This window comes from Rhodoglobus aureus (genome assembly GCF_039527955.1).
GTDB classification, from domain to species: domain Bacteria; phylum Actinomycetota; class Actinomycetes; order Actinomycetales; family Microbacteriaceae; genus Rhodoglobus; species Rhodoglobus aureus.
Genome location: NZ_BAAAKW010000020.1, coordinates 1 through 20982 on the forward strand (window position 1 = coordinate 1; position 20982 = coordinate 20982).

The 20982-nt window shown below is 59.5% G+C and carries 16 protein-coding genes, 1 tRNA gene and 1 other RNA gene; 8 read left to right on the forward strand and 10 right to left on the reverse strand.

The window, feature by feature from the left end:
* Positions 1-160: 160 nt before the first annotated feature.
* From ABD112_RS05465 to aceE, 6 genes are all read right to left on the reverse strand, one after another.
* On the reverse strand, positions 161-1396 hold the full coding sequence (locus tag ABD112_RS05465) for a beta-ketoacyl-[acyl-carrier-protein] synthase family protein (RefSeq protein ID WP_343923909.1): 1236 nt from the start codon (positions 1394-1396) through the stop codon (positions 161-163).
* A gap of 116 nt (positions 1397-1512) precedes the next feature.
* Positions 1513-1761, reverse strand: a complete 249-nt coding sequence (locus ABD112_RS05470) for an acyl carrier protein (RefSeq protein WP_343923913.1) — start codon at positions 1759-1761, stop codon at positions 1513-1515.
* Between the two features lie 68 nt (positions 1762-1829).
* The gene (locus ABD112_RS05475) at positions 1830-2834 is read right to left on the reverse strand and encodes a beta-ketoacyl-ACP synthase III (RefSeq protein WP_343923915.1); all 1005 of its coding nucleotides are present in this window, start codon (positions 2832-2834) and stop codon (positions 1830-1832) included.
* Positions 2831-3751: an ACP S-malonyltransferase gene (locus ABD112_RS05480; protein ID WP_343923917.1), complete on the reverse strand. Its 921-nt coding sequence runs from the start codon at positions 3749-3751 to the stop codon at positions 2831-2833. The genes ABD112_RS05475 and ABD112_RS05480 overlap by 4 nt, the downstream gene beginning before the upstream one ends.
* A gap of 94 nt (positions 3752-3845) precedes the next feature.
* Entirely contained in the window at positions 3846-4994 is a 1149-nt protein-coding gene (locus tag ABD112_RS05485) for a PucR family transcriptional regulator (RefSeq protein WP_343923919.1), read from the reverse strand.
* A gap of 51 nt (positions 4995-5045) precedes the next feature.
* The gene (aceE, locus tag ABD112_RS05490; RefSeq protein WP_343923921.1) at positions 5046-7772 is read right to left on the reverse strand and encodes a pyruvate dehydrogenase (acetyl-transferring), homodimeric type; all 2727 of its coding nucleotides are present in this window, start codon (positions 7770-7772) and stop codon (positions 5046-5048) included.
* 178 nt (positions 7773-7950) lie between these two features.
* Here aceE and ABD112_RS05495 point away from each other — a divergent pair, with 178 nt between their 5' ends.
* The 7 genes from ABD112_RS05495 to rnpB all read left to right on the forward strand — a co-directional run bounded on the left by ABD112_RS05495 (position 7951) and on the right by rnpB (position 16981).
* Entirely contained in the window at positions 7951-8427 is a 477-nt protein-coding gene (locus tag ABD112_RS05495) for a redoxin domain-containing protein (protein WP_343923923.1), read from the forward strand.
* Between the two features lie 74 nt (positions 8428-8501).
* Positions 8502-8574 (forward strand) — tRNA-Val (locus ABD112_RS05500).
* 127 nt (positions 8575-8701) lie between these two features.
* On the forward strand, positions 8702-10096 hold the full coding sequence (locus ABD112_RS05505) for a pyridoxal phosphate-dependent decarboxylase family protein (protein ID WP_343923925.1): 1395 nt from the start codon (positions 8702-8704) through the stop codon (positions 10094-10096).
* 180 nt (positions 10097-10276) lie between these two features.
* The gene (locus ABD112_RS05510) at positions 10277-14953 is read left to right on the forward strand and encodes a cytosine permease (RefSeq protein ID WP_343923927.1); all 4677 of its coding nucleotides are present in this window, start codon (positions 10277-10279) and stop codon (positions 14951-14953) included.
* A 9-nt stretch (positions 14954-14962) separates the two neighbouring features.
* Positions 14963-15781, forward strand: coding sequence for a Nif3-like dinuclear metal center hexameric protein (locus tag ABD112_RS05515; protein WP_343923929.1), 819 nt, complete (start codon positions 14963-14965; stop codon positions 15779-15781).
* A 29-nt stretch (positions 15782-15810) separates the two neighbouring features.
* A complete protein-coding gene (locus ABD112_RS05520; protein WP_343923931.1) occupies positions 15811-16551 on the forward strand; it encodes a zinc ribbon domain-containing protein in 741 nt (246 codons plus the stop codon).
* Positions 16552-16610: 59 nt separating this feature from the next.
* Positions 16611-16981, forward strand: an RNA gene (rnpB, locus tag ABD112_RS05525) — RNase P RNA component class A.
* 9 nt (positions 16982-16990) lie between these two features.
* On the opposite strand, the gene ABD112_RS05530 is transcribed toward rnpB, so the two are convergent.
* The 3 genes from ABD112_RS05530 to map are packed head-to-tail and all read right to left on the reverse strand — an operon-like array spanning position 16991 to position 19357.
* Positions 16991-17701 carry a VIT1/CCC1 transporter family protein gene (locus ABD112_RS05530; RefSeq protein ID WP_343923933.1) on the reverse strand — a complete coding sequence of 237 codons (711 nt, stop codon included), beginning with the start codon at positions 17699-17701 and terminating at the stop codon, positions 16991-16993.
* Positions 17702-17704: 3 nt separating this feature from the next.
* Entirely contained in the window at positions 17705-18451 is a 747-nt protein-coding gene (ppgK, locus tag ABD112_RS05535) for a polyphosphate--glucose phosphotransferase (protein ID WP_343923935.1), read from the reverse strand.
* 39 nt (positions 18452-18490) lie between these two features.
* A complete protein-coding gene (map, locus tag ABD112_RS05540) occupies positions 18491-19357 on the reverse strand; it encodes a type I methionyl aminopeptidase (RefSeq protein WP_343923937.1) in 867 nt (288 codons plus the stop codon).
* A 47-nt stretch (positions 19358-19404) separates the two neighbouring features.
* Between map and ABD112_RS05545 the strand changes: the two genes are divergently transcribed.
* Entirely contained in the window at positions 19405-19638 is a 234-nt protein-coding gene (locus ABD112_RS05545) for a methionine aminopeptidase (RefSeq protein WP_343923939.1), read from the forward strand.
* Here ABD112_RS05545 and gdhA read toward each other — a convergent pair.
* Positions 19631-20980 carry an NADP-specific glutamate dehydrogenase gene (gene gdhA, locus ABD112_RS05550; RefSeq protein ID WP_343923941.1) on the reverse strand — a complete coding sequence of 450 codons (1350 nt, stop codon included), beginning with the start codon at positions 20978-20980 and terminating at the stop codon, positions 19631-19633. The genes ABD112_RS05545 and gdhA overlap by 8 nt on opposite strands.
* Positions 20981-20982 lie beyond the last annotated feature (2 nt).

Sequence of the window (20982 nt, forward strand, 5' to 3'; positions counted from 1 at the left end):
ATCATCAAATGTCGGTATTGTGCGGTCAAGGAAGTGCAACCCTTCTCGGAGTGATCTCAATAACCACAACTTAGAAGGTGTTGCACTTCCGCTTAGAACCCGGGGCGGGCGATAGTCATTTAGCGCCTAAACTCACTCCGCGGTCGAGGAACGTGTCTGACTAAACCGAACGGAAAGCCGCAACAGCGTTGTGTCCACCGAAGCCGAACGAGTTGCTGATTGCGAGCTGCGGGCCTGAGCCGAGGTCGCGGGGCGACGTGACGACATCCAGCGGGATCGCGGGATCCTGTTCGGTGAGGTTGATCGTCGGGGGAGCTGTGCGATGGTGGAGAGCCAGCACCGTAAAGATCGCCTCGAGTGCGCCCGTGCCGCCCAGCAGGTGGCCTGTAGCGCCCTTTGTGGCCGAGACGGGAATGTTCGGCAGGTGATCGCCAAAAGTGCGCAAGAGCGCCTTGTACTCGGCGATATCGCCAACGGGCGTGCTCGTGGCGTGAGCATTGATGTGGGTGACCTGGTCAGGAGTTGCCCCCGCGACCTCAAGAGCGTCGAGAACGGCACGAGCCGCGCCGGTTCCCTCTGGGTCGGGTGCAGTGAGGTGGAACGAGTCACTCGTTACAGCGCCACCGGCCAGCTCAGCGTAGATACGTGCGCCGCGGGCAAGAGCGTGCTCCTCAGTCTCGAGGATGAGCGTTGCGGCACCTTCACCGAGCACGAAGCCGTCGCGAGAAATGTCATAGGGGCGAGAAGCGGATGCCGGATCGTCGTTGCGCTTCGACAGCGCCTGCATTGACGCGAAGGCAGCGATCGGAAGCGGGTGGACCACAGCTTCAGTACCACCGGCGATGACGACATCCGCGAGTCCTGCTTGCAAGTGGGCGTAGGCGTTGGCGAGTGCTTCGGTGCTGGATGCGCACGCGGAAACATCGGTGCGAGCGTAGGCACGCGACGGGATAGCCATGCTGATTGCGGCAGCGGCAGCGTTCGGCATGAGCATGGGGATCGTCATCGGCAAAACGCGACGCGGCCCCTTTTCACGCAGGGTGTCCCAGGCGTCGAGCAGAGTCCAGAGGCCACCGATACCAGTGGAGTAGTCAACACCAATGCGCTCGGGGTCGATGTCGGGCGAACCCGCATCAGCCCAAGCTTCACGGGCGGAAATCAGTGCGAATTGGCTTGAGGGGTCGAGTCGCTTGTACTCAACACGCTCCAAAACCTCTTCGGGGCGAACCTTTGCCTGTGCGGCAAAGGTCACGGGGAGAGAGTGCTCGGCAACCCAGTCTTGTTCAAGCGATCGAGCACCAGATTCGCCGGCAAGGAGGGCGTTCCACGACTCAGTCGCGGTTCCGCCGAGCGGCGTGGTGGCACCGATGCCAGTTACTACGATCTTCTTGGTCATTTCACGTTCCTTTTGAATACACGGCTAACGGAGTCCACGTGGTGATGCGCATCAACGTGGTGCTGCGCGGAGGGCAGCCGCTGTGGTGGCGGCTGGCCGTCCGCGTGTAGCTAGTACTAGCCCTGAGCGTTGGTGATGAAGCTCACAGCGTCACCGACGGTCTTGAGGTTCTTTACCTCTTCGTCGGGGATTTTTACGTCGAACTTCTCTTCGGCGTTAACGACAATCGTCATCATCGAAATCGAGTCGATGTCGAGGTCGTCGGTGAACGACTTGCCCATCTCAACAGTGTCGGTCGCAATGCCGGTCTCGTCGTTGATGAGCTCAGCCAGTCCGGCCATTACTTCTTCGGTGGACAGTGCCATATTTTTCTCCTTGGGATGTGAATTGACCGTTAGCCAGTGTAGGCCAGCGGCCACGTTTCGCGGTGGTACTAAGGCAGAACGATTACTTGCGCGCCGAATACGAGACCAGCGCCGAAGCCAATCTGCAGTGCGAGGCCGCCGCTAAGCTCGGGGTTTTCTTCGAGCAAACGGTGAGTTGCCAGTGGGATCGACGCGGCCGACGTGTTGCCGGTGTCGGCAATGTCGCGCGCAATAACGACTGACTCGGGGAGCTTCAGTTGCTTAGCGAATTCGTCGATAATGCGCATGTTGGCCTGGTGGGGGATGAAGGCGGCGAGGTCCTCTGCGGTGATGCCTGCGACATCCAAGGCTTCTTTCGCAACCTTTGCCATGTCCCAGACAGCCCAACGAAACACTGTCTGGCCCTCTTGACGCAAGGTGGGCCAGGCGGCGTCACCCTCGCGGAAATCAACGAGAGTCGCGTTCATCTTGATCGCGTCAGCTTTGGAACCATCTGAGCCCCATACCGGTGCCGAAATACCGGGAGTATCGCTTGGACCAATGATTACCGCACCGGCGCCATCGCCAAGCAGGAATGAAATGCTGCGATCCGTGGGGTCGACGACGTCGGAAAGCTTTTCGGCACCGATCACGAGCGCGTACTTTGCTGCACCGCTGCGGATGAGGGCGTCAGCCTGAGTAACGGCGTAGCTGAATCCGGCGCAGGCAGCGTTCATGTCATAAGCGGCAGCGGGGTTCGCGCCAACGCGGTCAGCGACGACCGCAGAAATTGAGGGCGACTGCTGCACGTTGCTAATGGTCGCAACGATGACGACGCCGATCTCAGCCGGGTCGATGCCCGCCTTTTCGATGGCTTCGCGGGCAGCATCAGTTGCCAGGTCGAGCGCGAGGATGCCCGGCGATGCGCGACGGCGAGTGATCATGCCGGTGCGCTGCTGAATCCACTCATCGCTCGAGTCGATTGCTTCGACGAGCTGATTATTGTCAACGATCAAGTCGCCGCGAGCCGCCCCGTAGCTGTAAATCTTGGTGAACTGTGACCCGACAGACTGGGTGAGGGTGGGTGCGGTCATGCGTTGGCCTCCATCAGGTCAAATGCTGCTGATAAGTCTTCTGGTGTCTTGACCGCGACCGCCGGGATGCCCCGGAGTCCACGCTTCGCGAGACCAACTAACGCGCCTGCAGGCGCAAGTTCAATAATTCCAGTGACGCCGGCATCCGCCAAGGAATTCATGGTGCGATCCCAGCGAACCGGCGACGACACTTGGCCGACGAGGAGGTCAACGAAGTGTGATCCGCTTTCAATCAACGAACCGTCGCGGTTTGTGTAAATAGGCAGCGTTGGATCGTTCGTTGTGAGGCCGGCAGCAACAGTTTCGAGGTGCGCAACAGCGGGCTGCATGTAGCGGGTGTGGAATGCGCCAGCGACCTGCAACGGAATGACGCGAGTGCCCTTGAGCGGCTCTTCTGAGAGCTTTGCGAGCGCGTCTAGAGCTCCAGCGACCACAATTTGTCCGCCGCCGTTGAAGTTTGCTGGCTGCAAACCGAGTTCTGCGAGCCGTTCGAGCAGCGCGACCTCATCGCCACCGATGACTGCGGACATGCCTGTCGACTCCAACGCAGCCGCAGAAGCCATTGCGGAGCCACGCTCAACCACAAAACGCATCGCGTCGCTCTCCGAGAGGATCCCGGATGCTGCGGCAGCAGTGATCTCTCCGACAGAGTGGCCGGCGACCGCACCGATGTGCTTGCGTCGGTCACCCGCAGTAAGCGCACTCAACGTGAGCAGACCCGCGGCGACAATCAATGGTTGGGCCACTGCGGTGTCGCGAATCGTGTCAGCGTCCGACGTCGTGCCGTGGGCGATCAGGTCGATGCCTGCCGCCTCAGAAATCGCACCGAGCTGATCGCGCAGTGCAGGGTCCTCAAGCCATGGCTCGAGAAATCCGGGGGTCTGCGAGCCCTGACCGGGCGCTACTACAACAATCACTTAGCTAGTCTGCCAATCTTTTATCGGAACCGCTTGGATGACCCCGCCAAACTTTCGGGGGATCGTTGTGTGCCTTCGCCAAAAGTGGGGAATCCTAAGCGGAGCGGCCGGACTCTGGATCAGCAATTGAGCCGACGATGAGAGCAGCTTGCAAGATAAGCGCCTCGCGAGCGCCAGTGGCATCCCATCCGATGACCTCGCTGACACGCTTCAAGCGATACCGCACCGTGTTCGGGTGCACGAAAAGCTCACGAGCAGTCGCCTCGAGCGAACGCCCATTGTCGAGGTAGCACCAGAGCGTGGTCAGAAGATCGGTGGAATGGGCTTGCAACGGCTTATAGATTTTGTTGATGAGAGTTGAGCGTGCAAGCGGGTCGCCCGCGAAGGCGCGCTCCGGCAGCAGATCGTTGGCCATCGTTGGTCGTGGTGCATTGCGCCACGAGCGCGCAACAGCGAATCCCGCTAGCGCAGCCTTGGCGCTCTTCGACGCATCAACCAAACTAGGCACCTCTGGCCCCAGCACAAGATGACCGCTGCCAAACCCCGGCTCAAGCTGTTCCGCGATCGTAATGAACGGGAGAGGCTCAGACCCTTCAGCTTTCTCAGAACGGGGAGCTGCACGACCGATTACCAAAACAAGGCGACTGCCCTGCACGCCAATGAGCACGTCGGCGTCGAGGTGACGGGCAGTACGCCGTAATTGGTCGACATCGAGCTGCCGTGGGGCAGTGCCCACCAACACACAGACCTCACCATGGCCGTTCCAGCCGAGGGCCGCAATGCGACTGGGGAGTTCGTTGTCGTACTCGCCGCTCAGAATCGAGTCGACCACGAGAGCTTCCAGACGGGCATCCCACAGTCCGCGAGCCTCAGCGGCGCGAGCGTACACATCTGCTGAAGCAAAGGCGATTTCGCGTGAGTACAACAGAATTGCTTCTCGCAAGACATCGTCGTCGGCTTTAACGCGAGCCTCAACCACTTCAACAGTGATTCGAATTAGTTGAAGGGTTTGCTGCAGCGAGACGGATCGCAGCAACTCGCGGGGAGCTGCGCCAAACACATCCGCAGCAATCCACGGTGTAGTCGTGGGGTCCTCGAACCAGCTAATGAAGCTCGTGATTCCAGCCTGAGCCACCAGGCCCACTGCGGAACGCCGCCCTGGTGGCATTTCGCCATACCAGGGCAGCGTGTCCTCAAGCTGTTTCAGGGTTGCTGTCGCAAGTTCGCCCGTAATGACACGCAACCAAGCGAGCGTCTGTGCCTTGGTTTTCTGTACCGGGGGAATGGTTGCGCCCTAGCTTTCGCCGCCGGCAGAACCGGTGGTGCCTTCATTGACGTCATGGAGGCTGTACTTCTCAATTGCCTGAGCAGGAACAGCTGGATCCATTTCGCCGCGCTTGACGAGCGACTCCAAAGTGCGAACGACGAGCGAGTGGCTGTCGATCTTGAAGAAGCGGCGAGCTGCGGCGCGGGTGTCTGAGAAGCCGAAATCGTCGGCCCCGAGCGTTGCGAAGTCGCCGGGGACAAACGCACGGATCTGATCCGGAACTGCGTGCATGAAGTCGGTGAGCGCAACAAACGGGCCCTTAGCGTCCGCAAGCTTCGCAGTGACGTATGGCACACGGGCTTCCTCGTTGGGGTTGAGGAAGTTGTACTCCTCAGCAGCGAGTCCGTCGCGGCGCAACTCGGTCCACGATGTTACCGACCAAACATCAGCCGCGACACCCCAATCTGAAGCCAGCAACCGCTGGGCTTCCAGAGTCCACGGAACTGCGACACCGGATGCCAACAACTGCGCCTTAGGGCCAGTGATGGTCGGAGCAGACAAGTGGTAAATACCCTTGAGTGCACCCTCAACATCGAAGTTTTCGGGCTCAGCGGGCTGAACAAGAGGCTCGTTGTACAACGTCAGGTAGTACATAACGTTGGGGTCTTCGTGCTTGCCGCCGTACATGCGCTCGATACCCGCGCGAACGATGTGGCCAAGCTCGTAGCCATACGCCGCGTCGTAGCTGACCACGGCAGGGTTCGTGGATGCCAACAGCAGCGAGTGGCCGTCAGCGTGCTGCAGACCTTCACCGGTTAGCGTCGTGCGACCCGCGGTGGCGCCCATGATGAAGCCGCGCGCCATCTGGTCACCGGCAGCCCACATGGCATCACCGGTGCGCTGGAACCCGAACATCGAGTAGAAGACGTAGACCGGAATCAACGGTTCGCCGTTGGTCGCATACGAGGTGCCGACAGCGGTGAACGCAGCAAACGCTCCTGCTTCGTTGATGCCGACGTGCACGATCTGACCCTGAGGGCTTTCCTTGTAGGCCAGCAATTGCTCGCGGTCTACCGAGGTGTACTGCTGCCCTGCGGGGTTGTAGATCTTGGCGGTCGGGAAGTAGGCGTCCATTCCGAAGGTTCGCGCCTCATCCGGGATGATCGGCACAATGCGGTTACCGATCGACTTGTCGCGCAGCAGATCTTTGAGCAGTCGTGCGAAGGCCATCGTCGTGGCGATCTCCTGCTTGCCCGAACCCTTTTTGACAATGTCGTAGGTCTTGGCTTCAGGAAGGTCGATATGCGTGTGCTTGGTGCGACGCTCGGGCACGTAGCCGCCCAGTTCGCGACGACGCTCCTGCATGTACTGAATTGCCTCGTCATCTTCACCGGGGTGATAGAACGGGGGCTGGTATGGATCTGCTTCGAGTGCGGCATCCGTAATCGGGATGTGCATTTCGTCACGGAACTTCTTGAGGTTGTCGAGGGTGAGCTTCTTCATCTGGTGGGTCGCGTTGCGGCCCTCGAAGCTCGGGCCGAGGCCGTAGCCCTTGACAGTCTTCGCGAGGATGACGGTCGGCTGGCCCTTGTGCTCGCTGGCAGCCTTGAACGCCGCGTACACCTTGCGGTAGTCGTGGCCACCGCGTTTGAGATTCCACACTTGATCGTCTGAGAGGTGTTCGACCATCTTGAGCGTGCGGGGGTCGCGACCAAAGAAGTTCTCACGAACGTAAGCGCCAGACTCTGCCTTGTAGGTCTGGTAGTCACCATCAGGCGTGCGGTTCATGAGGTCGCGCAGGGCACCCTCATGATCGTTGGCGAGCAGGTCATCCCACTCGCGGCCCCAAATGACCTTGATGACGTTCCAGCCGGCACCGCGGAAGAAGCTCTCGAGCTCTTGAATGATCTTGCCGTTGCCGCGAACCGGACCGTCGAGGCGCTGGAGGTTGCAGTTGATGACGAAGTTGAGGTTGTCGAGCTTCTCATTCGTGGCCCACTGAAGGGCTCCACGGCTCTCGACCTCATCCATTTCGCCGTCACCGAGGAACGCCCAGACTTGCTTCTCTGAGACGTCGCGGATGCCGCGGTTGGTGAGGTATTTGTTGTTCTGTGCCTGGTAGATGGCGTTGATCGGGCCGAGCCCCATCGACACGGTGGGGAATTGCCAGAACTCGGGCATAAGGCGCGGGTGCGGGTAGCTCGAAATACCGTTGGGTGCCTGTGACTTCTCCTGGCGGAATCCCTTGAGCTGGTCTTCGCTCATGCGGCCTTCGAGGAAGGCGCGAGCATACATGCCGGGGGAGGCGTGACCCTGGTAGAAGATCTGATCTCCACCAGATTCGTGGTCTGCACCACGGAAGAAGTGGTTGTGCCCTACTTCGTAGAGAGCAGCGGATGATGCGTAAGTTGCGATGTGACCGCCGACGCCAATACCGGGGCGCTGTGCGCGGTGCACGGTAATTGCGGCGTTCCACCGGATCCAAGCACGGTAGCGACGCTCGAGTTCCTCATTGCCAGGGAAGTCGGGTTCGTCCTCTTTAGCGATGGTGTTGATGTAGTCGGTGGTGGGAACCATCGGCACACCAAGGTGCAAATCTTTAGAACGCTTGAGAAGGCTGAGCATGATCTCGCGACCGCGCTCGTGTCCTTGTGCTGCAACGAGGGAGTCGAGTGATTCGTTCCACTCGGCGGTCTCCTCCGGGTCCTTATCGGTGTTGGTTACCGAGTATGGGTCCTGGTCGTTTACCGTCACCGTTGACCTCTTTCGTGTAGAGAACAGAGTCGTGCGAGTCGAGTCACAACCGGGTTGCAGGTGTGATGGGATCGACTACGCCCAACGATTCTAGTTGTCGGATGCGGCAACATTCGAACTGAGCGCGAATGCGACCGCAACTTCGGGTCGTGCATCCGCAAATGAAAGGTCTGTAGTCATGGCGATTGCCGCAGGGGATCACGCACCGGGTTTCGAGTTGAAGAATCAGCACGGACAGAGCGTGCAGTTGAGCGGGTTACTCGAGCGCGAACCCGTAATGGTGGTCTTTCTCCCGCTCGCTTTCTCTGCGAACTGCACCAGTGAGATTGAGGTTCTGCAGCACGAACGACAGCGTTTCATTGACGCAGGCCTCACTGTTGTGGTGATGTCAGTTGACTCCACAGCGACGTTGCGAGCTTGGGCGGATGCCGGGAGCTACGACTTTTCGTTTCTTTCAGACTTCTGGCCGCACGGCGGTGTCGCGCGCAGTTTCGGGGTGCTTCGTGAAGACCGAGGGTTCGCCGAACGTGCAAGTTTTCTGATCGATCGATCGGGAATTGTCCGCTGTGTCATTGAGGCTCCCCTCGATGGCATCCGTGAGTTTTCTCAGTACGAAGACGCCATTTCTTTGATGGAAATCGCCGAGTGGTCGTGAGCCAGAACGCGGTGTTCAACGCCGTGCAAAAAACCTGTAACATTATCTCGCGCTGCTTCGCATTGCGACGCTGCGGGCCTTTAGCTCAGCTGGTAGAGCGCCACGTTTACACCGTGGATGTCATCGGTTCGATCCCGGTAGGGCCCACATCCAGAGAAAACCCCCGCAATTGCAGGGGTTTTCTTGGTTTCTGGTTCGTTCTCGGCGGTATGCTCCCTTCAAGATCGACGGCGATCCGGTCGGGTCAGCCATAGCCTCGCGAGGGTGGAGAATAATGTCGAATGATTTGCCAGATCCTGTACTTGAGACGGCCCACAATCACGCCAAGGACTATCTCGATGGTCTAGCTACTCGCCATGTCGGGTCACAGCACGGGCGCGACGAACTGTTCGCGAAGTTGCACTCTCCACTTGCGGCACACGGGGAAGATCCCTCAGCGGTCATTGATCTTCTCGCGAGCCAGGCAGAGGTTGGCATGACCTCCTGCAGTTCGCCACGCTATTTCGGATTCGTAATCGGCGGCACACAACCCGTTGCACTCGCCGCAGACTGGCTGGTTTCGACCTGGGATCAGAATGCGGGCATCCATGCGATTTCACCGTTTTCGGCTGTTGTAGAAGAAGTAGCCGTCGAATGGATGCTGGACCTCTTCGACCTGCCTCGCGAGTCCTCTGTCGGCTTCGTCACCGGCGGCCAGATGGCGAACTTCACATGCTTGGCCGCGGCCAGGCACAACGTGCTGAGACGCGTTGGTTGGGATGTTGAGTTGGATGGTCTCGCCGGGGCACCTCGCGTGAACATTGTGGTGAGCGCCGGGGCGCATGTCACGATCGATGTTGCTCTGCGATACCTCGGCTTCGGCACACGATCACTACAGATAGTCGACGCCGACGACCAAGGACGAATGCGCGCCGAAAGTTTGCGTGATCTGATGACGACGCTGGATGGCCCTACCATCATCTGTGCGCAGGCAGGCAACGTGAATAGCGGTTCGTTCGACCCGCTGCGAGAGATCGCAGTGATTGCGCACGAGGCCGACGCCTGGTTGCACGTCGATGGTGCGTTCGGTCTCTGGGCGCGCGCAAGTATGTCGCTCTCGGAACTCGCCGATGGAATCGAGCTAGCGGATTCCTGGTCCACCGATGCCCACAAGTGGTTGAACGTTCCCTATGACAGCGGTGTGGCCATCGTGAAGCACTCTGCTGACCATCGGGCGGCGATGAGGTCATCGGCGTCGTACCTCATCCAGACACAGGGGGCAGAGCGCGACTCGATCGACTGGGTGCCCGAGCTCTCACGGCGGGCACGAGCGATTCCTATTTACGCGACTCTGCGCGCGTTGGGTCGGGACGGCGTCGAAAAGCTGATCAACCGTGGTTGTGCGCGGGCACGACAAATGGCAGACCTGTTAGGGGCAGAGAAGGGCGTGCAGATACTCAACGACGTCGTCCTCAACCAGGCTCTCGTTCGCTTCGGTGACGACGACGAGACTACGCGTGCCGTGGTGTCGGGAGTTCAGGATGAAGGAACCTGCTGGGCAAGTGGCACGATCTGGAATGGACAGGCCGCGATGCGTGTATCGGTCACCAACTGGGCTACCTCAGAAGAGGACATTTCACAGAGTGCTACTGCCATCCTTAGGGTTTACCAGAGTCTTCAGACGCGCTGAAGTGGGCGTGGCACTAGGGACGGGCCTCTCGCCATCATCGGGGCACACCCTTGTAGGGCACTAGAGGAGATGCTTGGGCCGGTCTCGTGGGCCGGTCTTGCCCTTATATTTGTTGCGGGATCTGCACTAAGCACGGCTCGTCATCCCCGCAAAACACTGGACTCGCCTTAGTATCTGTGCATGGCATTCCACGATGACGTTGACGACGCGAACGACGCGAACGACAAAACGTCTTCAGAGCATGAGTTCAAGCTACCTTTTCCTCGGCGCGCAGCGTCGAATTCCCCCGCTGCCAATTCGGCGAATGACAGCGATGAATCAGACCTGGTCGATCTGAGCGAAGCGTCCAATGACGGCGTATATGACTTGGATGCGGATCTTGGAGTCCCCGCTAGTTCTCAAGCGGCAGCCCCCAGAGATTTGCCACCGCCGCCTCGTGGCGCATCATCGTTCGAGCCGATCGACTTGAACGATGAGTTCCAACGTTCTGACCTGTCTGAAGGGCTCGATCAGGGAAAGCGGCCCTGGTCAATGGCACCCGCTCCTGATCCCACTCAAGCAGTGCCCGAACTCGACGCACCTGACGGACTTTCGGATGAACAGCATTCAGCAGTATTTGAGATTGACGGAGCCGACGACGAAACCGAAACCGATGCCGCCGGTAGTTATGGCGACGCTGGCGCTTCCGACGGCGTTGCGCCTCCGGTAGATGATTTTGCATCGAAACCTGCCGTTGCCGCGAATGACGATCCCTACCAAATCCCCGTCGACTACACGACGCCGGATTTCTTTGCTTCACGCATTTCTCCTCGCCGCATACTTCCTGACCAGATAGATCGCGAGGAGCAGTTGGCGCAGGTCGACGAGTCGACAGAGCACGTCGACGACCGTCCACAGCCGGTCGATGACTTCGCAGAGTCTGCGGAGGTAGAAGACGAGAGCGACTTCAATTTCGATTCGCTTTTCGCTACCCAGGATCTTGCCGTGAGTGCTGACGAATCCGCGCTTGCAGGCGACACGTCATGGCCGGAAGTGTCCTCAGCAGTCGATACTCCACAAGCCGCGCCTGCCGAAGAAAGCCCCACGACTAATAACATCTGGAAGCTCGGACCGCTCGAGCCAAACGCGGCGACTGAAGACACGTCGTCGCCCGCCGAGCCAACGACTACAGCAGATGATGCACTAGACAGCGTTAGTGAGATGACGAGCGCTGGTGAGACCGGTGACGACGACGAGTCAGCGTTTAGCGAACTCCCGCTCGCCGTTGAAGATGTCATCGAGGGTGCGCCAATCTGGAACCTCGACGACGTAGTCGCTCCTGAGGTTTCGAATGACGCTGGCCTGGGTGATGCAGCGTTGGGCGACGCAGCTCTGGGCGACGCGCTGAGCGCCGAAGCCGAGGTGGTGCCCGACTCACCCGAGCTCGTGGATCTTGCGGCCGACACCGATGCCGACGCCCCCGTTGTTGCTGACGTTTCGGAGTCCGCTGAACCTCTCGTTGCGGAACCGGGTGAGTCTCCTGTCGAGGAACTCGCCGAGCCTTCCTTCGTGCAACCCACTGAGTCGGCTTTCTCTCAGCCGGCTGTCCCGGGGGGTGACGAGCGAGCGCCATCCGACGAATGGGCGCGGGTTGAGGCCGCGGCCATCGAAACAGAAGCACCGGCCGAAACCCCTGGGTCAGTTGTCACTCCCGATGAGGTTGAGCACACCGCAACTCCAGAATCCGTCGACGAGGCCGAGATCGCTATACCTCCAGTTCGGCGTTCAATGGCCGACGACGAACTGCTCAACTGGGCCGATAAGCCCGAAAATCAATCAACCGGAACTCTCAGCGTCATCGAGGTGCTCGAGGCCCAGCTTCGACTACGCGAAGAAGATGCTCGCGAATTCCGCGAATGGGAAACGACCATTCGGTCCAAGGTTGCCCCGGTTGCCGACGAGGTTGTCGAACAGGTACCCCCAGAGCGCGTACCTCTTGAGAGTTCTGCCGCTGCTCCCACGCCGCCTGCTGCGCAATTGCCAAGCTGGAATGTGCCGCCACCAAGCGATACGTGGGCTCCCGGCGATGACTTCGACGATGAGATCCCATTCGCCGCGCACGCGGATCCCACCGGCTCAATCACCCTCCCGGCGCTTCACGAAGAAACCTTGAACGAGGTTCAGGTCGAGGACGAGTCAGTCTCCGACGCTATCCCGGCGGAACTCCCCTCAGGCGAGGGTGAAACTGGTGACGCCGAAACAGACCGCGCTCCTGAATTCGTAGATTCTGCGCCCGCAGCGCCCGAACCCGAACCCGAGTCCGAGTCCGAGTCCGAGTCCGAGCAAATCGTGCCAAACTTTGACGTTGAAGTTGGCCCAGTGAGCTTGGGCGGCGTCCAGCCGCCGCCGGAATCCGTCACCCCGTCCGCAGATGATGCTTCCAGCGCACCTACGGCTAATCAGTTCGAACATTCTCCAGAGCTTCCCGCCGACGAAGATGGCGACTACCACGAGATTCCCTTCACACCGCCGCCTCTTGTCGAGCCAATCACGGCACCGTCGACGCCCCGGTCAAACCTTGACGAGCATGTGTCGTTCGGTGACTTCGGTTTCACGCCTCCCGTTTCCGGGGAGACAGAGTCCGGGGAGCCAGAGGCCGGGGCGGAGCCCACAACGGATGCGACAGCCGCTGCGCCTGCGAGCGATGCTGACAACGAGCCCGCGTTTGCTTTCGATCTCGACTCGCCCTCGGGATCCGCTGCAGCGACCAAACCTGATCTTCAGGCAACCGAGACTGACGCACTCGACGATGACATCGATGCGCAAGCACCGGTCGTCGAAGACTCGACCGCAGCACCGGAGGCCGATAGTGAGGCAGCTCCGGCCCCATTCAGCTTCGCTTCGCAAGAAACCCCGCGCTACGTTCCGACGGCGCCTTTGAATTTTGACGACCTGCTGAACACCGTTGACCTCGACGATTCTGACGAAGAAAGTGAATCCGACGAAGCCAACCCCCTTGATGCCTTCCTTTCGGCGCCAGACACCGAACTTTTCCCGCAGGCGGATCCACTCGCAGCGGTAGAAACCGATTCGATTCCGATCAGCGGCGCAAGTCCTGAAGCAGAATTGGATGACGCAGTTGACGAAAGCGATCGTCTGACGTACCCAGCAGACCTTGCTGCCCCGCACGCCGAGGATGACAGCAACCCCATCCCATTTGCGGCGGCCCCTGCAGGCACGTCCGATGTGTGGGCCGTAAGTTCCGCAGCAACGCCAGCACCTGGAATCGCTGCTGCCGCGACATCCGGAACCCCGCCACTCGCGACCGACGCGTCGGCCGTGCCCCAACCCATGCCGCTGTCGGCTGCGCGCGTGAGCCAGCAGCCTCTTGGCCTCGATGATGTAGCGCCTACCGCTCAGCGAGTGTTCAGCCTCGAAGAGAGCGGGCTCGAGCCCACTCCAGTTGATCGCCGTATTGGCCATGCCGCGCGGTTGTTCTGGCTATGGTTTGCCGCGAACTCCTCGATTGTGAGTATCGGTCTCGGTGCCGCAGTATTTGCTGTCGGAATGAGCCTTCGCCAATCTGTTGTGGCGATCCTGGCCGGTGTCGCGCTCTCATTTATCCCTTTGGGGCTCACCACCCTCGCGGGCAAGCGAAGTGGTCAGCCAACGATGGTGATCTCACGATCTGCATTCGGCTTGGTCGGCAACATTGTTCCGTCTCTCGTAGCGTTAGTCGGCCGACTATTCTGGGGTGCAGTACTGCTGTGGGTTTTGGCCTCATCGGTTGCTATTGTGCTGATCGGCTCCGATCTCAACGTTGGATTGGGCGATCGCCAACTGCTGCTCATTGCTCTTGCGCTGTCCTTCCTCGTGGCGCTCGTGATTGCGTTTGCAGGGTACCCACTGTTTGCCCGCATCCAACTGATCTTGAGCATCATCTCGGGCATCTTGGTTATCGGGCTCATCGCGTTCACCGCCCAGTACGTCGACGTGTCAGAGGCACTCACCACTCCAGACGGGTCGTGGCTCCTCACTCTCACCGGAGCGGTACTGGTCTTTAGTTTCTTAGGGTTGGTGTGGGCCTACAGCGGTGCCGATATCGCTCGTTACCAACGCGTCTCGTCGAGCGGACCGGCTTCGGCTCTCTCGGCTTCCTTCGGCGCTGCTCTGCCCGCGTTCGTACTGATCGCCTATGGTGCGCTACTGGCGGCATCCGATCCCGCACTCGCACGTGGTTTCCTCGCCTCGCCGCTCGATACCCTGCTGCCTCTGCTGCCGGGCTGGTACCCGATACCGCTGCTGCTGGCCGCGGCGCTGAGCCTACTCTCGGGCATCACGCTGAGCCTCTACTCCGGTGGCTTCGCGCTCCAAGCTATTGGGGTTCGCCTTCCGCGTCAGTGGTCAATCGTGATCGTCGGCGTGCTGTTGGGTGCCTTGTCTGTCTTGTTCGCATTCGGCGTCAATGGCGGAATCAATGAGCTCTTCCGCGACGTAGCGACCACCCTGGCTGTCCCGACTGCAGCCTGGGTGGGAATTTTTGCCGCAGAAACCATGATCCGAACCCGTCGACTCGACAGCGCTGCACTGACCAAGCGTGGCGGAATCTACGCGGATGTTCGCTGGGTGAACCTCAGCGCGTTCATCCTGATTTCGGCAATCGGATTCGCACTCACGAGCGCAACGATCGGATGGCTCTCCTGGCAGGGCTACGGCTTCGCGGCACTAGGTATCGACCTCAGCTCTGAACTGGCTGCATCCGACCTCGGTGTACTTGTCGCGCTGGTCCTAGGAATGCTCACACCGATTGTTGCAGGCATCCCCGCTATCAAGCGCCAAGAGGCAGGCAGCTCCGATCGGGCTGTCCGCCCCGCCTAGACTGAAAGCGTGTCTACTACTGTCGCCGATGTAATCGCCGCAACCGAACAACTCTGGCCGTCTTCGGGCGCCGAATCATGGGATGCCGTTGGGCTTGTCGCCGGTGACCTCGATGCGCCAGTGTCGCGCATTTCACTCGCAGTCGATGCTGTGCTCGATACTGTGCAGGAAGCGATTGATGATGATGCAGACATGCTCATCACTCATCACCCGCTACTGCTGCGCGGCGTCACCTCAATTGCGAGTGACCGCTACAAAGGTGCTGTGCTGACCAGGCTTGTCAGGGCAGAATGCGCTCTCCTCGCTGCGCACACCAACGCGGATGTCGTAGAGACTGGCACCTCAGGTCGTTTCGCCGCGAAGCTAGGCCTCTCTGATGTCGCTCCTATCGTTGCTGGCGAGACTCCCGATCGCGGCATCGGTCGCACCGGAAAGCTGCCGGAGGCGATGACGCTCGGCCGGCTAGCTCGCCTCATTGCTGAGATTTTGCCGCCAACGGCGACCGGTATCCGAGTCGCTGGCGATTTTGACCAGGTCGTGCAGTCGGTGGCATTGTGCGGGGGAGCAGGTGACGCATACTTGAATGACCCTGCGGTGCTTGCTGCCGATGTTTACATCACGAGCGACCTGCGACACCATCCGGCCTCTGAGGCGCGCGAGAACGCTCGTCTCATGCGGGGCCCTGCGCTGATCGATGTTTCGCATTGGGCCAGTGAATGGTTGTGGCTGGAGGCTGCAGCCGACGAGTTGCGGGCACTGCTGCCAGAAGTAACGATTACGGTGAGCGAATTGCGAACCGATCCTTGGGATTTTGCGGTTGTGCAGTAGCGCACCGGTATACAGAAAGAAGCATCACTATGGCGTTAACCGCTAGCCCCGCCGACCAGGCGTTACTCCTCGACTTGCAGGCGTTTGACACAAAGATTTCGCAGCTTGAGCACCGCGTCAAGAAGCTGCCACAACACGTGAGCCTCACCGAACTGCAGCAGCACCGCGACAAGCTTCAGCTGACGCTGCTTGAAGAGCGCGGTATCAAAGAAGATATTGAGCTTGAACTCAGTCGCATTGACTCCGACGTGAAGGTTGTCGACGCTCGGATCGCTCGCGACAGTGCTCGTCTCGATGCAACGTCGTCGGCAAAAGATGCGGCGGCGTTCGAGCACGAGCTTGTTGCTTTGCGAACACGACTGAGCAACCTTGAAGACATTGAGCTGGCTGTGATGGAGCGCCTTGAGGGTCAGCAGAAAGTTGTCGACAACCTCATCGAACAGGCCGGTAATCTCAGCGTCGAAACCGCTGACCTTGAGGCAAGCCGCGACGAAGCTCTTCGCGATATTGAGGCCGAGCTCGGCACCGTGCGCACGGGGCGCGCCGCACTCCAGAACACGCTCCCGAAAGACCTGCTTGCACTCTATGAACGCCAGCGCTCCCGCTACGGCACGGGTGCATCTCTCCTGCGCGGCGGCGTCTCGCAGGCATCCGGAGTCAAGCTTCTTGAGAACGAGATGCAAGAGATTCGGGCAGCAGCACCGGATGCCATCATCATGTGTGCCAGCAGCGAAGCAATCCTGGTGCGCACCGATCAGTCGGGCCTCTAAACCCCGCATCGCACTCTGGTGGGCTGCCAGTGGCGCGAACGATAAGCTTGGCAACTGAATGGGTCGGCAAGACGGTCGCGTTATCCGAAAGGGTGCCGAGGAACGTCCGGGCTCCGCAGAGCAGGATGGTGGGTAACACCCACCCGGGGTAACCCGCGAGAACAGTGCAACAGAAAGCAGACCGCCACGGATTCCGATTCGGGGTAAGGGTGAAACGGTGGTGTAAGAGACCACCAGCGGTTGGGGTGACTCAGTCGGCTAGGTAAACCTCGTCCGGAGCAAGATCAGACAGAAGACGCTAAGGCTGCTCGCCGAGTCTTCGGGTAGATCGCTAGAGGTGTGCGGCAACGTACATCGTAGATAGATGACCGTCCAGCATGTGGTTTCGGCCTCGTGTGAACAGAACCCGGCGTACTAGCCGGCCCATTCTCTCAGGCGTTTAGACGATTCCTGAGGTGTCGAGCAACGTTCCGATGAGGAAGGTCGTAGCTAGTGCCAGTGCTCCACCGATGACGATTCTCAGTGTCGGACGCAGCCAATGGTTTCCTCCAACGCGTGCGGAAAGTGCGCCCGTGATGACGAGCGCGGTCAGCACGGCGACAAAGGTCGCAAGCACGCGCACAGGCTCGGGCGCGAGCAGGATTGCCGCCAAGGGGAGTACACCGCCGATCGTGAAGGCCAGCGCGGATGCTCCGGCAGCTTGCCACGGGCTCACGACGTCGTGCTCGGTGATCCCGAGCTCTGCTTCGAGGTGTGCAGCTAGTGCGTCGTGCTCAGTGAGCTCTTCAGCTACCTGTCGTGCAGTGGCGGGGCTGATTCCCTTCAATTCATAAATTGCCGTCAGCTCTGCGAGTTCCTCTTCGGGCATTTCGGCAAGCTCGCGGCGCTCCTTTTCGATGAGTGCGCGCTGACTGTCACTTTGGCTACTAACTGAGACGTACTCGCCCAATGCCATCGAGATCGCGCCACCGACGAGCCCTGCGACTCCAGCGGTGAGGATCGGCCCAATGGCTGTGGTTGCACCAGCAACACCGACGACGATTGCCGCAACTGACACGATTCCATCGTTGGCGCCGAGAACCCCAGCGCGAAGCCAGTTGAGCCGACCGGCAAGATCACCGGAGTGGGGCTCATTCGGGTGCAGACTCATCAACTATTCCTTCACGGCCAGGCCCGCAGCCCCAAGAATGCCGGCGTTGTTGCGCAGTGTAGCGGGGATGATGGGCGCGTTGAGCTTCAGCAGTGGCAGAAATTTCTCGTGACTTTTCGAAACACCACCGCCGACAAGGATCAGGTCAGGAGAGAAGAGCAACTCGAGGTGCGAGTAGTAACGCTGCAGTCGTTTCGCCCACGACTTCCAGCTGAGTCGACGACGTTCCTTCGCCGAGAAAGACGCACCCTTTTCGGCATCACGGCCGCCGATCTGCAAATGGCCGAGCTCCGAGTTCGGTACAAGCGTTCCGTTGTAGATCAGCGCGCTGCCGATGCCGGTGCCGAGGGTGGTGAGCAGAACCAGACCAGGCACACCTTTTGCTGCTCCATAGCGGACTTCGGCGACACCAGCGGCATCCGCATCATTAACAAAATGGATGTCGCGGCCAAGCGCCTTCTCGAAGAGTTTCTCGGCCTCAAGCCCGATCCACTCGTCGGAGATGTTTGCGGCCGACATTGTCTTGCCGTTGTGAACGATGGCGGGAAAGCAGACGCCTACAGGCATGTTGGGCGAGATGCCACCGAGTTGGGCAATGAGCTCGACGACAACTTTCACAATGGCGTCAGGTTTGCCGGATTTGGGTGTCGCGATCTTTTTGCGTTCGCTCACCAATTCGCCGGTGGCTGTATCAACGACAGCACCCTTAATTCCGGTGCCGCCTATGTCGATTCCTAGAGCGTGGGTCATAGCGTGCCTCTTTCGCGTGGTTGGGGAAGCGTCAGATAGTTAGGGAAGCGTCAGAATTTCGGTGCCGCGTTCAGTGACAACCATGGTGTGCTCGAATTGCGCGGTCAGGCTCTTATCGCGGGTTGTGACTGTCCAGTCATCTGCCCACTGATCCCAGTCGTGAGTTCCTAGAGTGAGCATCGGCTCGATCGTGAAGACCATGCCGACCTCGATGACGTCATCGAACTGGGGGGCTGAGTCGTAGTGGGGGATTATGAGGCCAGAATGAAAAGCTTCGCCAACGCCGTGACCGGTGAAGTCCCGCACAACGCCGTAGCCGAAACGTTTTGCATAGGATTCGATGGCGCGACCGATCACATTGACCTGACGGCCTGGAGCGACAGCCTTGATGCCGCGATTCAGCGCCTCCTGTGTGCGTTCCACGAGGTTGCGTGCGTCCTCGGACACTGTGCCGACGAGGAAAGTTTTATTGAGGTCGCCGTGCATTCCGTTTTTGAAGGCGGTGATATCGATGTTGATGATATCGCCATCTTCGAGCACTGTGTCGTCGGGGATCCCGTGGCAAATAACCTCGTTGATGCTTGTGCAGCACGACTTCGGAAAGCCTCGGTAGCCCAACGTTGAGGGGTAGGCGCCGCGCGAAACCATGTACTCGTGGGCAATGTGGTCGAGCTGTGCCGTCGTCACGCCTGGTGCGACTGCTGCGCCAACAGCCTCGACAGCACCGGCAGCGATCTTTCCAGACTCACGGATGCGGTCAACAGCTTCAGCGCTATAGATGTCAGAACCGGTAAATGGCCGTGGCGCGGCCTTGCCGACATACTCCGGCCGAGTGATTCCGGGCGGAACGGCCAGAGCGGGTGGGATTACTCCCGGAACGAGGTGACCAGAAGTATTCCGAGGCATCACACCAGTCTACCGGCGTAACCTTGCAGTCAACGAAGGGACGAACCATGACGCAATGGTGGTACAACCATAAGACCGGTGAAGTCGAAGAGGGCCCACAGTCGCTCGGGGTAGATCGTGACGGTCCATTCGAAAGTCGTGAACTCGCCGAGCGGGCGCCACAAATTATTGCGGAGCGAGCTCGCAAATGGGCAGACGAAGACGCCAATTATGATGCAGTCGACGCGGCGAACGAAAGAGCTAACGACAAAGCGAACGACGACGAAAAAAACCCTAGATAACACCCTGCGCCAACATTGCATCAGCGACTCTTTTGAAGCCCGCGGCATTCGCACCTACGACATAATCGCCAGGGTGGCCGTAGAGTTCCGCGGCTTCGTACGCAGATGCGTGCACGCCATGCATTATTTCGCGCAGTTTGTCTTCGCTGGAGAGAAAATCCCAGCGTTGGCGTGACGCGTTTTGGCTCATCTCGAGCGCAGAAGTTGCGACGCCTCCCGCGTTGGCCGCCTTACCCGGAGCAAAAAGCACATCTGCGTTTTGAAATGCCTCGACAGCGTCAGGAGTGCACGGCATATTTGCTCCCTCAGCGACCAGGGTGAGACCGTTTTTCAGGAGGCTTAAGGCGTCGTTGAGGTTGAGTTCATTCTGAGTTGCGCAGGGGAACGCGAGCTCCACGGGGACGTCCCAGACAGAACCCCCAGAGATATAGCGGGCGTCGTGTCGCCGTTCAGCGTAGTCAGAAATGCGTCCGCGCTCGACCTCTTTGATTTGCTTCAGCAGAGAAAGGTCGATTCCTGCTGCGTCGACAATGTAGCCCCCTGAGTCCGAGGCCGTAATAGGGATAGCTCCCAATTGCTGAAGCTTCTCGATAGCATAGATCGCGACATTTCCCGAGCCTGAGACGGCAGCCGTTTTGCCGTCCAGGCCGTCATCCCGAACGGCGAGCATTTCTTGAGCGAAGAATACCGTGCCATAGCCTGTTGCCTCAGTGCGAACCTCGGCGCCACCCCACTGGATTCCCTTTCCCGTGAACATGCCAGACTCGTGCCGGTTTGTGAGGCGACGATACTGGCCGAATAGGAATCCGATTTCGCGGGCGCCGACACCAATGTCTCCAGCCGGAACATCGGTGTGCTCACCCAAGTGGCGATACAGCTCGCTCATGAAGCTCTGCGAGAACCGCATCACTTCGGCATCAGACTTTCCGTGCGGATCGAAATCTGACCCGCCCTTTGCTCCACCAATACCTTGACCGGTGAGAGCGTTCTTGAAGATCTGCTCGAATCCAAGAAACTTGACGATTCCCAGATTCACGCTCGGGTGGAATCGCAGACCACCTTTGTACGGCCCGAGCGCAGAGTTAAACTGCACGCGAAATCCACGGTTTACGCGCACGGTTCCTGAGTCATCGTGCCACGGAACACGAAACATTATTTGGCGTTCCGGCTCTACCAGACGATCAAGAATTCCTGCCTCGATGAACTCGGGATGTCTGTCGAGCACGGGAACGATCGATTCGAGTACCTCGAGTAAAGCCTGGTGAAACTCTGGCTCTCCGGTATTCCGGTGGAGCGCTTCTGCGTGAACACGATTTATGGCAGGGGAGAACTGTAGTGACATTC

What these genes read in the sequence shown, in the direction of transcription:
- gdhA (WP_343923941.1), bottom strand. Translation starts at nt 20,980, where the DNA reads ATGTCACTACAGTTCTCCCCTGCCATAAATCGTGTTCACGCAGAAGCG.
- ppgK (WP_343923935.1), bottom strand. Translation starts at nt 18,451, where the DNA reads ATGACCCACGCTCTAGGAATCGACATAGGCGGCACCGGAATTAAGGGT.
- ABD112_RS05530 (WP_343923933.1), bottom strand. Translation starts at nt 17,701, where the DNA reads ATGAGTCTGCACCCGAATGAGCCCCACTCCGGTGATCTTGCCGGTCGG.
- ABD112_RS05465 (WP_343923909.1), bottom strand. Translation starts at nt 1,396, where the DNA reads ATGACCAAGAAGATCGTAGTAACTGGCATCGGTGCCACCACGCCGCTC.
- ABD112_RS05520 (WP_343923931.1), top strand. Translation starts at nt 15,811, where the DNA reads ATGGCGTTAACCGCTAGCCCCGCCGACCAGGCGTTACTCCTCGACTTG.
- ABD112_RS05475 (WP_343923915.1), bottom strand. Translation starts at nt 2,834, where the DNA reads ATGACCGCACCCACCCTCACCCAGTCTGTCGGGTCACAGTTCACCAAG.
- ABD112_RS05505 (WP_343923925.1), top strand. Translation starts at nt 8,702, where the DNA reads ATGTCGAATGATTTGCCAGATCCTGTACTTGAGACGGCCCACAATCAC.
- map (WP_343923937.1), bottom strand. Translation starts at nt 19,357, where the DNA reads ATGCCTCGGAATACTTCTGGTCACCTCGTTCCGGGAGTAATCCCACCC.
- ABD112_RS05495 (WP_343923923.1), top strand. Translation starts at nt 7,951, where the DNA reads ATGGCGATTGCCGCAGGGGATCACGCACCGGGTTTCGAGTTGAAGAAT.
- ABD112_RS05545 (WP_343923939.1), top strand. Translation starts at nt 19,405, where the DNA reads ATGACGCAATGGTGGTACAACCATAAGACCGGTGAAGTCGAAGAGGGC.
- ABD112_RS05470 (WP_343923913.1), bottom strand. Translation starts at nt 1,761, where the DNA reads ATGGCACTGTCCACCGAAGAAGTAATGGCCGGACTGGCTGAGCTCATC.
- ABD112_RS05510 (WP_343923927.1), top strand. Translation starts at nt 10,277, where the DNA reads ATGGCATTCCACGATGACGTTGACGACGCGAACGACGCGAACGACAAA.